This is a genomic window from Caballeronia sp. GAFFF2 (genome assembly GCF_023631485.1).
GTDB lineage: Bacteria > Pseudomonadota > Gammaproteobacteria > Burkholderiales > Burkholderiaceae > Caballeronia.
Genome location: NZ_JALQDA010000014.1, coordinates 111,595 through 124,393 on the forward strand (window position 1 = coordinate 111,595; position 12,799 = coordinate 124,393).

Genomic DNA, 12,799 nt, shown 5'->3' on the forward strand with positions numbered 1-12,799 from the left:
GGAATGACATACGACAAAGGCGCGCATTGTAGCCCTCGCGCGGCCCGACACGGCAACGAGCGCATCCCACCCTTCGAAGACAACGCCCAGGAGACACAGTGGCCATCTACAAACTCGGCGACGACGCCCCCACCATCCACGAAAGCGTCTTTCTCGCGGACACCGCGACGATCATCGGTCAGGTGACGCTCGAGGAAAATGCCAGCGTGTGGTTCGGCGCGACGCTGCGCGGCGACAACGAACCGATCGTCGTCGGTCACGGCAGCAACGTGCAGGAAGGCGCGGTGCTGCACGCGGACCCGGGCTTTCCTCTGACGATCGAAAACGACGTGACCGTCGGACATCAGGCCATGCTGCACGGTTGCACCGTAAAGGAAGGCTCGCTGATCGGAATTCAGGCGGTGGTCTTGAATGGTGCGGTAATCGGCCGCAACTGTCTGGTTGGCGCGGGCGCCATCGTCACCGAAGGCAAGGTTTTTCCGGACAACACGCTGATTCTCGGCGCACCCGCCAAAGCGGTGCGGGAAATCGGCGAAGCGGATATCGCCCGCATGCGCGGAGCCACGGCGAGCTACGCGGACCGGCGCGAATTCTACAAGGCGCAGCTCGTGCGCATCGGTTGAGCGGCTCATCCGCTTATCGAAGACGGCGCGTCTCGCCTCATCACCCAAGGAAGAGTTGTGAACGACCAGTTGCAAAAATTCATGTTCAATGCGGCGCCCGTGCGCGGCGAGATCGTCTCGCTGCGCAATACGTGGCAAGAAGTGCTTGCGCGCCGTTCTTATCCGCAGGCGGTGCGCAATGTGCTCGGCGAGATGATGGCCGCGTGCGCGCTTCTGTCGGCGAACCTCAAGTTCGACGGCACGCTAATCATGCAGATATATGGCGACGGCCCCGTGAAAATGCTGGTCGTGCAGTGCAATTCGAATCTGTCGCTGCGCGCCACGGCCAAGCTTTCCGATGACGCGAACGAACAGCAGCTCGACGGCGACATGTCGCTTGCCGATTTGCTCAACCGCAATGGCCAGGGGCGCTGCGTCATCACGCTCGACCCGAACGACAAGAGGCCGGGACAGCAGCCGTATCAGGGCATCGTGCCGTTGTCGGGCGAGCACGGGCCGCTCACGTCGATGTCGGAAGTGCTCGAACACTACATGCATCACTCCGAGCAGCTGGACACGCGTATCTGGCTCGCGGCCAACACCGACCGCGCCGTCGGCGTGCTGCTGCAGAAGCTGCCGGGCGATGGCGGAATCGTGCCGCATCCGGGCGAACACGACGCCGATACTTGGCAGCGCGTGTGTCATCTCGGCAGCACGCTTTCCGCCGAGGAATTGCTGAGGGAAGAGCCCGAGACGGTGTTCCGGCGACTTTTCTGGCAAGAGAACGTGCAGCACTTCGAGCCTGCGCCCGCGCGCTTCCAGTGCAGCTGCTCGCGCGAAAAGGTCGGCGGCATGCTGAAGATGCTCGGCCGCGAAGAGGTGGACAGCGTTATTAAGGAGCGCGGCAGCGTCGAGGTTCACTGCGAGTTCTGCAATCAACGCTACGAGTTCGACCCGGTGGACGTTGCGCAACTTTTTGTCGCAAAAGAGCTCTCACAAGGGGTGAGCCCGGCGCCCGGTCAGCGGCACTGAGCCTTGCGGCGCCTGGGTTTGCGCGGGATTGGCGAGGGCATCTGCCGATCCGGCGCGGCTTTTGCATCGGTTGATGCATCAAGCTTGCCGCACGGTATGATTTTCACCCCGCAGAACTCAGTACCGGCCCGCTGGAGGTCGCAAATGAAAACCGCAACGCTCAACTGGAAACTTTCGTCGTGCCTCTTGGGCTTGGCGCTCGTCGCTGGCTGCACGATGGACCCGCCCGGCCCTTCGCCAATCTACAGCCGCTTGCCCAACACGCCGCTGCCCCCGCAAGAGACGCTCACGCCCGAGCAGCAGATGGCGCGCTATAACGCCATCGACAAACAGGCGCTGAACGAATCGCAGAAGGCTGCGAGCATAGGCAACGACGCCAAGATGATGTCCAATTACTACACGCCCCCCGTCACGGTCTACGGCGGCTATTCCAGCGGCGGCTGGGGTGGCGGTCCTTACTGGGGCTCGGGAATAGGCATCGGCACCGGCTATTCCTGGTAACGGCGAATCCCGCGCAAACCAGGCGCACATGAAAAATGGCGCGGTCGAAATATCGACTGCGCCATTTTTTTGTCCTGCCGGGAAAAACGAAAAGCCGCTCAGTTAGCCGCGCCCTGCTTCTTCTTCGCTTCGGCGGCCTTTTCCTTCTGCATTTTCTTGTCCGCGTCGCGCATTTCCTGCTTCGAGCGCGAAACCGGATTCGGCACCACACGCAACGGCGCCGCCGAAACTTGCCCGCGCGTCGAACCGTTCATGCCGGGCACGTTCGCCGAGTTGACAGGCGCGTTGGAGTTCGGCGCCACGAATTGCACGAACACCTCGCTGTCCTTCACCATGCCCATCTCATAGCGCGCGCGCTCTTCGACAGCCGCGGTGCCGCTTTGCAGATCCTGCACTTCACCCTGAACGCGCTCGTTGCGCAGCTTCAGATTCGTGTTCTTGTCGCTTTGCTGCGCGAGCTGCTGCTGCAATTCATGCACGCGAAGCCAGCCGCCGTGTCCCCACCACAACGGGTATTGGATCAGCGCCAGTAACAAGACCAGAACGACAGTTACGAGCCGCATTCGAGTAGCCGAAATAAGCGCCGCCCGGCAACCTCTATTGACGTCGAGGCCGTGGGCGGCGGGCTGAAAATAAGACTAACGTTCTTATCGACTAAAGCGGCAAAAGCTTTAGCGGAGGTTATAGAACGCCGACTTGCCGGGGTAGCTTGCGATATCGCCGAGGTCTTCCTCGATACGCAGCAACTGGTTGTACTTCGAGATGCGATCGCTGCGCGACAGCGAGCCGGTCTTGATCTGGCCGGCGTTCAGACCGACGGCGATATCCGCGATGGTCGAATCTTCCGTCTCGCCCGAACGGTGCGAGATGACCGCCGTGTACGACGCGCGCTTCGCCATTTCGATCGCCGCGAAGGTTTCGGTGAGCGTGCCGATCTGGTTGATCTTGATGAGGATCGAGTTGGCGATACCCTTGTCGATGCCTTCCTTCAGGATGCGCGTGTTGGTGACGAAGAGGTCGTCGCCGACGAGCTGAATCTTCTTGCCGAGGCGATCGGTCAGCGTCTTCCAGCCGTCCCAGTCGCTTTCGTGCATGCCGTCTTCAATGGAGACGATCGGGAACTTGTCGGCGAGCGCTGCCAGATAGTCCGAAAATTCGCCGGACGACAGTTGCAGACCTTCGCCGGCCAACTGGTATTTGCCGTCGTGGTAGAACTCACTTGCCGCGCAGTCGAGCGCAAGCAGCACGTCTTCACCGGCGCGATACCCCGCTTTTTCGATAGCCTGCAGGACGGTCGAGAGACACTCGTCGTTGCTGCCGAAGTTCGGCGCAAAGCCGCCTTCGTCGCCCACTGCCGTGCTCATGCCGCGATCGGCCAGAATCTTCTTCAACGCGTGGAACACTTCGGCGCCGCAACGCAGGGCTTCGCGAAAGGTCGGCTGGCTTACCGGCACGATCATGAATTCCTGGATGTCCAGGCTGTTGTTCGCGTGCGCGCCGCCGTTGACGATGTTCATCATCGGCACCGGCAGTTGCATGGCGCCCGAGCCGCCGAAGTAGCGATACAGCGGCAGTCCCGCTTCCTCGGCTGCGGCCTTCGCAACCGCCATGGAAACGGCGAGCATTGCGTTCGCGCCGAGTCGCGACTTGTTTTCGGTGCCGTCGAGTTCGAGCAGCGTCTTGTCGAGGAATGCCTGCTCCGAGGCGTCGAGACCCATGATGGCTTCGGAGATCTCGGTGTTGATGTGTTCGACTGCCTTCAGGACGCCCTTGCCGCCATAGCGGCCGGCTTCGCCGTCGCGTAGTTCGATGGCTTCGCGCGAGCCCGTCGATGCACCCGACGGCACCGCTGCGCGGCCCATCGTGCCCGACTCGAGCAATACGTCGCATTCGACGGTCGGATTGCCTCGCGAATCGAGAATCTCGCGGCCGATGATATCTACGATAGCACTCATGGTTTCCTCAAATTGACGATGAATTCTGTCAGTCACAGCGATGCTTCGCGCGTCCAGGTTCGCGCGCGACGGCTTCGCTTGAGACACCTTCCACGGCCATCAGGTTCATTCCGTGGCGCTTGCCCGCGTGTTGCCGCGCGAGCCTGGCGCCAGCGACGATCGAACCGTCTGGCACTGTCGAAATCGATGGTCCGCACATGAAACCGGCTGCATGCGTTTTGCTGCGGCCGCGGCGCGTTTGACAAGCCCTCGTGCCGCCAGGCCTTGCACGCCCATCTCCTCTTATGTTGTCACTCCGCGTGACTATTTTTAAGACACGGACGCCGTGAAGGCGACGCCCGCTTTCCTGCCTGAAGCGATTTGACGATCAGCTGAAGTCGTTTTCGAGAAAAGGACCGCTCTTGACCGCGCGATCCAGCGCGACGAGCGTTTCGAGCAACGCTTCCATGCGACGCAGCGGCACCGCGTTCGGGCCGTCCGACTTTGCGCACGCGGGATCGGGATGCGTCTCCATGAAAAGCCCGGACACGCCCACGGCCACCGCCGCGCGCGCCAACACCGGCACGAACTCACGCTGGCCGCCCGAACTCGTGCCTTGCCCGCCCGGCAACTGCACCGAATGAGTTGCGTCGAACACGATAGGCGCGTTGGTCTCGCGCATGATGGCGAGCGAGCGCATATCGGACACGAGGTTGTTATAGCCGAACGACACGCCGCGCTCGCACGCCATGAAGCGGTCTTCCGAAAGACCGGCTTCACGCGCCGCGTCGCGCGCCTTGTCGATCACGTTCTTCATGTCGTGCGGCGCGAGGAACTGGCCTTTCTTGATGTTGACCGGTTTGCCCGAACGCGCGCACGCATGGATGAAGTCGGTCTGACGGCACAGGAACGCAGGCGTCTGCAGCACGTCCACGACCGATGCCACCGCTTCGATCTCGTGCTCGGCGTGCACGTCCGTCAGGACCGGCAAGCCGAGTTGCTTCTTCACTTCGCCGAGAATACGCAAGCCTTCGTCCATGCCGAGGCCGCGAAACGACTTGCCCGAGCTGCGGTTCGCCTTGTCGTAGGACGACTTGTAGATGAACGGCACGCCAAGCTTGTCGGTGATTTCCTTGAGACGCCCGGCGACGTCAATAGTCATCTGCTCCGACTCCACCACGCAGGTTCCCGCAATCAGGAAGAACGGCTTGTCGAGTCCCGCTTCGAAGTGACACAGCTTCATGCTTGCGCTCCTGCCGTGGCCGCGGCCTGCGTGGTGCTCGCGCCGCCAGCCGTGAGACTATGCGCGCGCGCCGCTTCGACGAATGCCTTGAAGAGCGGATGCCCGTCGCGCGGCGTGGACGTGAATTCCGGGTGGAACTGGACGCCGACGAACCACGGATGCTGTGCTTGCGGCAACTCCATCATTTCGGGCAGATCCTCGCTCGGCGTACGGGCGCTGATGATAAGTCCGCCGGCTTCGAGCTGGGGCACGAAACGGTTATTGACCTCATAACGGTGACGATGACGCTCGTTCACATCCGTGCCGTAAATACGCTCGGCCATCGTACCGGCCTTGATCGGGCACTTTTGTGAACCGAGACGCATGGTGCCGCCGAGATCCGATTCCTCGCTGCGCTTTTCGACGCGGCCCGCACGGTCGTACCACTCGGTGATGAGCGCGACGACAGGATTGGTCGTGTCGGCATTGAACTCGGTGCTGTTGGCGTCGGCGAGACCGGCGACGTCGCGCGCGAACTCGATGACCGCGAGTTGCATGCCGAGACAGATGCCGAGATACGGCGTCTTCGACTCGCGCGCATAGCGGATTGCCTTGATCTTGCCTTCCGTGCCGCGACGCCCGAAACCGCCCGGCACCAGCACGGCGTCGAGATGCTTGAGACCGTCCGCGCCTTCGGCTTCGATCTGCTCGGAGTCGATATATTCGATGTTGACCTTGGTCGACGTATGAATGGCGGCGTGACGCAGCGCTTCGATCAGCGACTTGTACGACTCCGTCAGTTCGACGTACTTGCCCACCATGCCGATGGTCACTTCGTTCTTCGGATGCTCGAGTTTTTCGACGAGATCCGACCACATTTTCAGGTTGGCCGGCGGCGGCGAGAGCTTCAACTCGTTGCAGACGATTTCGTCGAGGCCCTGATCGTTCAGCATCTGCGGAATCTTGTAGATGCTGTCGACGTCCCACACCGAGATGACCGCTTCCTCATGCACGTTCGAGAAGAGCGAGATCTTCTGGCGCTCGTCGTCGGGGATCGGGCGGTCGGCGCGGCAGAGAAGCACGTTCGGATAGATACCGATTTCACGCAGCTTCTGCACGCTGTGCTGCGTGGGCTTGGTCTTCAGCTCGCCCGCAGTGGCGATGAACGGAACCAGCGTGAGGTGGATGAAGCACGCGCTGTTGCGGCCCATGCGCAGGCTCATCTGACGCGCGGCTTCGAGGAACGGCAGCGATTCGATGTCGCCCACCGTGCCGCCCACTTCGACGATTGCCACGTCAGGCTGCCCGCACGTCGCCGCGGCGGCGCCGCGTTCGACGAAAGCCTGAATCTCGTTGGTGATGTGCGGAATGACCTGCACCGTCTTGCCGAGATACTCGCCGCGACGTTCCTTGCGGATCACCGATTCGTAGATCTGGCCCGTGGTGAAGTTGTTGGCCTTGCGCATCTTCGTGCTGATGAAGCGCTCGTAATGGCCGAGGTCGAGATCGGTCTCGGCGCCGTCTTCGGTCACGAACACTTCCCCGTGCTGGAACGGGCTCATCGTGCCGGGGTCGACGTTGATGTAGGGATCGAGCTTGAGGAGGGTGACTTTCAGACCGCGCGATTCGAGGATCGCGGCGAGGGAGGCGGCGGCAATACCCTTGCCAAGGGAAGAAACTACGCCGCCGGTGACGAATACATATTTGGTCATCGCTAGATGCTCGCGGGAAAAACGGATTATACCGTAAAGGCACGCACCCACCCAGAGGATCGGCGGCGCAAATGCCCTGCATCGGTGCGCGCCTCGGCGATGCTCGCGATGTCTGTCGCGGGCGGTGCGAACGCCCGTTTCAGCACAAACATACGATCATGCGCCGCACCGCGCGATACGTGCATGCGCGCGGACGATGTCCGGCGAACGGCGCCTCGTTCAGCGATTCATCCAGTAGCGCAAGTGAGTGTGCCGGAAGCGTTCGAGCACGATCTCTTGCCCGAAGTCGATCCGCGCCGCGCCGTCTTCATCGCTTCGCGACAGCGCGATCTCGCGCAACTGATAGCGCGCATAAACGGTCGGGTTCGGATGATGAAAACGGTTGAGATAGCCCATCTGAAATATCGCGGCGAGCGGCTTCACGGAGTCGAGAAACGGTTCGGTCGATGACGTGCGGCTGCCGTGATGCGGCGCGATCAGCACGTCCGCGTGCAACGCCGCGCGATCTCGCGCGATGAGCGTGCGTTCGTCGCCTGCCTCGATATCGGCGGTGAAAAGCGCGCTGCGGCCTTCCGCGTTCGTCACCTTCATCACGCAAACTTGATGATTCGGCTTGCCGGTAAGCGGCCCGGCATCCGGCCAGAGCATGCTGAAGTCCACGCCGTCCCACGTCCAGTGCTGACCTGCCGCGCAGCGCAGCCTCTCGGCGCCGCGCGCGCGTGCAAGCGACCAGAGCAGGTCGCTTGCGGGCAGCGACGCGAGCAGTTGCTCGACCGCGATGCCTTGCAGCACCGCGGGCGCGCCGCCTGCGTGGTCCGAATCGGAGTGACTGATGACGAGCGTATCGAGCGAGCGGATGCCCGCCGCGAGCAGATACGGCGCGACGATACGTTCGCCAGCGTGCGTCGATTCGGGGCCGGGACCGGCATCGAAAACGAGCGTATGACGACGGGTTTCGACGACGAGCGACGAGCCTTGCCCGATGTCGAGCGCGGTCACGCGAAACTCGCCATGCGGCGTCACGTGATTCGCGGATGCGAGAAGCGGCAGCCACGTGAGCGGCGCGGCAAAGCGCAACGGCCAGCCGCGCGGCGCGAGCGCCCACGCGACGCCCACGCATGCGGCGACGAGCGCAAACGCGCCGGGTTGCGGCAAGTGCCAGAGCGGTGAATTCGTCGTGGCCGCGAGGCGGGCGAGCCCATCGATCATGATGCTCAACGATGCATGCGCGAAATGGAGCGCGGGGGCGTCCAACGGCGCGGGAAGGATCAGTCCCGCGAGCGTCGCGGGCGTCACGAGCACGCTGACCCAGGGAATCGCGAACAAGTTGGCCAACGGGCCGATGAGCGGTATCTGCGAGAACCAGTAGATGGTCAGAGGCGCGAGCGCGAGTGTCACGGCGTATTGCACGCGCAGGCTCGACAAGGCGTGACGACGTCCATTCGATGCGGCACGGCGGCAAGTTCCGGTGAGCTTTTGGAAAGCACCGGGGCTTGGGTTGATCACGCGCCGCGCCTCTTCGAGCGGCGTAATATGTGCCGGGGACGCGATCGGCACGCGAGCGCTGTCGTTACTCTCGTCACGCACGAGCGCGGCGGGCTGGCCGCGCGCCGCTTTCGAGCTCGTCCTTAAATTCGCTTGCTGCCGGCCAGCGTCGGGATCCGGCGGCTCCCGCGCCTCCATCTCCCGCGCGATCGTCTCTGCATCTTCCACCACCCTCACCGCTTGCCGCCCCACCGACGCGATGCCATGCAGAATCGCCGCGACCGCGCCGAACGAAAGCCAAAATCCGGGTGACGTCACGGCCCACGGATCGGCAAGCAGCACGAACGCGAGCGCCCAGCAGAACACCAGCGAAGAAGCCGGCCTTCGCCCGCCGATAAATCCGATGCCGAACACGACCAGCATCCACAGCACGCGTTGCGCGGGCACGTTGAAACCGGCGAGCGCCGCATAGCAGGAAGCGAAGATTGCCGCGCCCAAGGCCGCGATTTTCGGCGCGGATACCCACAGCGGCGCCGCCATGCCACGCAGCCGCATGCGCTTCCATGCGAAGCCGCACAACCACGCCGCGAGCCCCGCCACGAAGCCGATATGCAGCCCCGAAATCGCAACGAGATGGCTCGTGCCGGTCGCGCGCATGATGGCCCAGTCGCTATCGCTTACCGATGACTGCGCGCCCACCGCCAACGCCACGACGATCCCCCGATGTGGCGCATCGGCGAGCACGGTCTCGATGCGTCCGCGCAAACGTGCACGCATGCGCTCTATCGCGAGCAGCGGCCCGCGCGCATCGACACGCAAACGCCGTGGCGCCCGCACGTTCGACATCGCGCCCGTTGCGCGAATATTGCGTTCGAGCAAAGCGACTTCGCTGTCGCGCAGCCCGAAGTTCGCGTTGCCGTGCGCACGCTTCAAACGCGCGTAAAGCGTCCAGCGCTGACCCGGCACGAGCGTCGGCGGCGCGTTGGCGTGGCCTCGCTCGGCGGGCATCCACAGCAATCTGACGATGCGCGGAAAGTCTCGCAACCCCGCGCCATTCGATTCGACTTCGAACAGGAACCGCACGCCGTCCGTCTGAGCCTCGGGCAGACCGCGCACGAAGCCGGTCAACGCGATATCGCGTTGTTCGTAAGCAACCGGCAGATGCGCCCGTAGTCGCACGTCGGCACGCAACGCGGCATAGGCGAAACCGAATGCGAACGCGGCCAGGACGAATGCCAAACGCCGCCGGGGCCCACGCGCGCCGATGCCGCAAAGGCACAGCGAAGCGCAGAACCACGCCAACCACGACGGCAATTGCGCCTGCTGTTGTAACCACCAGACGCCCGCCGCGAAACCGAGCAATATCGCGCGCACCTATCCTCACCCACACGTTCGATCGAAGCGAACGCATCCGCATCGGAAAACCGAGTCATCCGAAGCAATGCGAAACCTGCGAACGATTATGCAGAGGCAAGCGCGAGCCGGGGCAATGCGCGATGCGCGTTAGCCGTTGTGCCGATGGCAAGTGCGTTTTCATCGATGCCGCGCAACTCGGCCAGCACCTTCGCGATACCCGGAACCTGGTCCGGCGAATTGCGCCCCTTGTAGCGCCAGGAAGGCGCGATATCGGGCGAATCGGTTTCGAGAACGATGGCTTCGAGCGGCAAGTCGCTGGCCAGACGGCGGATCTGTCGCGCGCGCTCGAACGTCAGATTGCCGCCGAAACCGAGATGCATGCCTTGCGCGATGAACGCCTCGGCTTGCTGAAAACTGCCGTTGAACGCATGCGCGATTCCGCATCGGATGGCATGCACGCGCAAGCCCTTCAGCACCTTGTCCTGCGACTTGCGTACATGGCAGATCACCGCGAGATCGAACTCGCGCGCGAGCTTGAGTTGCTCGTTGTAGAAAAACTGCTGGCGCGCGTCGTCGAGCGTGGGCACGAAGTAATCCAGCCCGATTTCGCCGATGCCGACGAACAACGGATCGTCGAGACTCGCCTCGATCTTCTCGCGCAGAACGCGCAGATCGTCCTCCCGCGCGCCCGGCGTGAAAAGCGGATGGATGCCGAGCGCGTACGCCCCGCCCGCGATGCCATGCGCCAGATCGCGCACGGTGTCGAAGTTCCCGCGATCCACACCCGGAATCACGATGCGCGACACGCCCGCGCCGAGCGCGGCATCCGCGACGGCGGCGCGGTCCGCGTCGAACTCCGAGGCATCGAGATGGCAGTGCGTATCGATCCACATGGCGTCCTCCGCGGCGCGCGTGATTACACCGGCACGGACGGCTCTTCGTGCAGCACGCCGTCGCGCAGGCGCATGATGCGGTCGCATCGCGCGGCCAGATCGGGGTCGTGCGTGACGATCACGAAGCTCGTCGAAAGCGTCTGCGACAGTTCCAGCATCAGATTGAAGACCGTGTCGGCGGTGCCGCCGTCGAGATTGCCGGTCGGTTCATCGGCGAGCACGCACGCCGGATGCGTGACGAGCGCCCGCGCAATGGCCACGCGCTGGCGCTCGCCGCCCGACAGTTCGCCCGGCCGATGCTTCGCGCGATGCCCGATGCCCACGCGCTCCAGCATGACCATCGCTTCGCGGCGCGCCTCGTCTTCCGGCATGCGGCGAATGCGCAGCGGCATCGCCACGTTATCGAGCGCGGTGAATTCCGGCAGCAGATGATGGAACTGATACACGAAGCCAAGCGCGCGATTGCGCAACTCATTGCGCTCCTTTTCCTTCAACTGCGTGAACGGCTTGCCGAGCAGCGAGACTTTGCCCGCGCTAGGTTCGTCGAGGCCGCCGAGCACATGCAGCAAGGTGCTCTTGCCCGATCCCGACGCGCCCACGATGGCGAGCTTCTCGCCGCGCCGCACTTCCAGTTGCGCGTTGTCGAGCACCTGCACGTTGAAGCCGCCCTGCACGAAAGTCTTCGAGATGGAAGACGCGTGCAACACGATCTCGTTCTGGTTCAAGTCACTCATAGCGCAGCGCCTCCGCCGGACGAACCTTGGAACCGCGCCAACTCGGATACAGCGTAGCCAGCGACGACAACAGGAACGCGATGACGCCGATCTTCATGACATCGCCCGGGACGAGTTCGGACGGCAGTTCGCTGATGAAATAAACCGAAGGCGGCAGAAACTGCACGTTGAAGAGATGCTCGATCATCGGCACGAGCCACGGAATGCTCCATGCGACGAGACATCCGAACGTCACGCCGAGCGCCGTACCGATGAAGCCGATCGTCACGCCCTGCACCACGAAGATCTTCATGATCGATCCTGGCTGCGCGCCGAGCGTGCGCAGGATGGCGATATCGGCTTGCTTGTCGGTGACGGTCATCACGAGCGACGAGACCAGATTGAACGCCGCCACCGCGATGATCAGCGTGAGAATGATGAACATCATCCGCTTTTCGATCTGCACGGCGGAGAACCACGTCTTGTTCTGCTGCGTCCAGTCGCGAATATACAAATCGCCCGAAAGCGTGTGCGCGAGTTGCCGCGCGACTTCGGGCGCGCGCTGCATGTCCTTCAGCCGCAGCCGCACGCCGGTTGGCGCAGGCAGGCGGAATAGCGCCTCGGCATCGCGAATGGAGATGAGCGCGAGCGTCGAATCGTATTCGTAGTGGCCCGACTCGAAGATGCCGACCACCGTGAATTGCTTGAGTCGAGGCATCATGCCGGCCGGCGTGATCGTGCCTTCGGGCGCGACGAGTGTGATCTTGTCGCCGGTCATCACGCCGAGATTGGTCGCGAGATCGCGCCCGAGCACGATGCCGAATTCGCCCGGCCTCAAGTCCGCGAGCGCGCCCGAGCGCATTTCCTTGCCGATGTCCGACACTTCCGGTTCCAGCGACGGCTCCACGCCACGCAACGCCACGCCGCTCACCGCGCCTTGACGCGTGAGCAGCGCCTGGGCTTCGACATAGGGCGCCGCGCCGAGCACTTCCGGATTGCGGCGCGCTTCCTGCGCGGTCACTTGCCAGTTGGGCATGGAACCGGTCGGCGAGAAGATCTCCACGTGCGCGAGCACGGAGAGCATGCGGTCGCGCACCTCTTTCTGGAAGCCGTTCATGACCGAGAGCACGACGATCAGCGCGGCGACACCGAGCGCGATGCCCGCCATCGACACGAGCGCGATGAAGGAGATGAAGCCGTTGCCTGTGGTGCGTTTGCTGGCGCGCGTGTAGCGCCAGCCTATCTGCCATTCATACGGGAGTTTCAAGCGAATCCTTTCTTCTACGGTTGCTGCGTTGCCGTCGTTTTGCTTGCGGCTTCGGTTTTGCGCTTCTCTCTTGATTACGCAC

At 63.2% G+C, this 12,799-nt stretch carries 11 protein-coding genes; 3 read left to right on the forward strand and 8 right to left on the reverse strand.

All coding sequences use genetic code 11. From position 1 onward, the window contains the following. Positions 1-98: 98 nt before the first annotated feature. The 3 genes from NCT04_RS09530 (at position 99) to NCT04_RS09540 (ending at position 2,135) form a co-directional block, all read left to right on the forward strand. Positions 99-623, forward strand: coding sequence for a gamma carbonic anhydrase family protein (locus tag NCT04_RS09530; protein WP_244825592.1), 525 nt, complete (start codon positions 99-101; stop codon positions 621-623). Positions 624-680: 57 nt separating this feature from the next. Then, the gene (hslO, locus tag NCT04_RS09535) at positions 681-1,634 is read left to right on the forward strand and encodes an Hsp33 family molecular chaperone HslO (RefSeq protein ID WP_250465182.1); all 954 of its coding nucleotides are present in this window, start codon (positions 681-683) and stop codon (positions 1,632-1,634) included. 144 nt (positions 1,635-1,778) lie between these two features. Beyond that, the gene (locus tag NCT04_RS09540; protein WP_244825596.1) at positions 1,779-2,135 is read left to right on the forward strand and encodes a hypothetical protein; all 357 of its coding nucleotides are present in this window, start codon (positions 1,779-1,781) and stop codon (positions 2,133-2,135) included. A 98-nt stretch (positions 2,136-2,233) separates the two neighbouring features. Here the strand turns inward: NCT04_RS09540 and ftsB are convergent, their stop codons facing one another. The 8 genes from ftsB to NCT04_RS09580 form a co-directional block, all read right to left on the reverse strand. Further along, on the reverse strand, positions 2,234-2,698 hold the full coding sequence (gene ftsB, locus NCT04_RS09545) for a cell division protein FtsB (RefSeq protein ID WP_244825598.1): 465 nt from the start codon (positions 2,696-2,698) through the stop codon (positions 2,234-2,236). 108 nt (positions 2,699-2,806) lie between these two features. Continuing rightward, positions 2,807-4,090, reverse strand: a complete 1,284-nt coding sequence (gene eno, locus NCT04_RS09550) for a phosphopyruvate hydratase (protein ID WP_250465183.1) — start codon at positions 4,088-4,090, stop codon at positions 2,807-2,809. A 367-nt stretch (positions 4,091-4,457) separates the two neighbouring features. After that, complete coding sequence (gene kdsA / locus NCT04_RS09555; protein WP_250465184.1) at positions 4,458-5,312, reverse strand: 3-deoxy-8-phosphooctulonate synthase; 855 nt, start codon at positions 5,310-5,312, stop codon at positions 4,458-4,460. After that, positions 5,309-7,003, reverse strand: a complete 1,695-nt coding sequence (gene pyrG, locus NCT04_RS09560) for a CTP synthase (RefSeq protein WP_250465185.1) — start codon at positions 7,001-7,003, stop codon at positions 5,309-5,311. Before pyrG ends, kdsA begins: the two co-directional genes overlap by 4 nt. Before the next feature lie 219 nt (positions 7,004-7,222). Then, a complete protein-coding gene (locus tag NCT04_RS09565; protein ID WP_250465186.1) occupies positions 7,223-9,862 on the reverse strand; it encodes a DNA internalization-related competence protein ComEC/Rec2 in 2,640 nt (879 codons plus the stop codon). Between the two features lie 86 nt (positions 9,863-9,948). Then, on the reverse strand, positions 9,949-10,737 hold the full coding sequence (locus tag NCT04_RS09570; protein WP_250465187.1) for a TatD family hydrolase: 789 nt from the start codon (positions 10,735-10,737) through the stop codon (positions 9,949-9,951). 23 nt (positions 10,738-10,760) lie between these two features. Then, positions 10,761-11,471: a lipoprotein-releasing ABC transporter ATP-binding protein LolD gene (gene lolD, locus NCT04_RS09575; RefSeq protein ID WP_250465188.1), complete on the reverse strand. Its 711-nt coding sequence runs from the start codon at positions 11,469-11,471 to the stop codon at positions 10,761-10,763. Continuing rightward, entirely contained in the window at positions 11,464-12,717 is a 1,254-nt protein-coding gene (locus NCT04_RS09580) for a lipoprotein-releasing ABC transporter permease subunit (protein ID WP_244825609.1), read from the reverse strand. The genes lolD and NCT04_RS09580 overlap by 8 nt, the downstream gene beginning before the upstream one ends. Between the last annotated feature and the right edge of the window lie 82 nt (positions 12,718-12,799).

Coding starts and splice junctions, on each gene's coding strand:
- NCT04_RS09540 (WP_244825596.1), top strand. CDS start 1,779: ATGAAAACCGCAACGCTCAACTGGAAACTTTCGTCGTGCCTCTTGGGC.
- ftsB (WP_244825598.1), bottom strand. CDS start 2,698: ATGCGGCTCGTAACTGTCGTTCTGGTCTTGTTACTGGCGCTGATCCAA.
- eno (WP_250465183.1), bottom strand. CDS start 4,090: ATGAGTGCTATCGTAGATATCATCGGCCGCGAGATTCTCGATTCGCGA.
- kdsA (WP_250465184.1), bottom strand. CDS start 5,312: ATGAAGCTGTGTCACTTCGAAGCGGGACTCGACAAGCCGTTCTTCCTG.
- pyrG (WP_250465185.1), bottom strand. CDS start 7,003: ATGACCAAATATGTATTCGTCACCGGCGGCGTAGTTTCTTCCCTTGGC.
- NCT04_RS09570 (WP_250465187.1), bottom strand. CDS start 10,737: ATGTGGATCGATACGCACTGCCATCTCGATGCCTCGGAGTTCGACGCG.
- lolD (WP_250465188.1), bottom strand. CDS start 11,471: ATGAGTGACTTGAACCAGAACGAGATCGTGTTGCACGCGTCTTCCATC.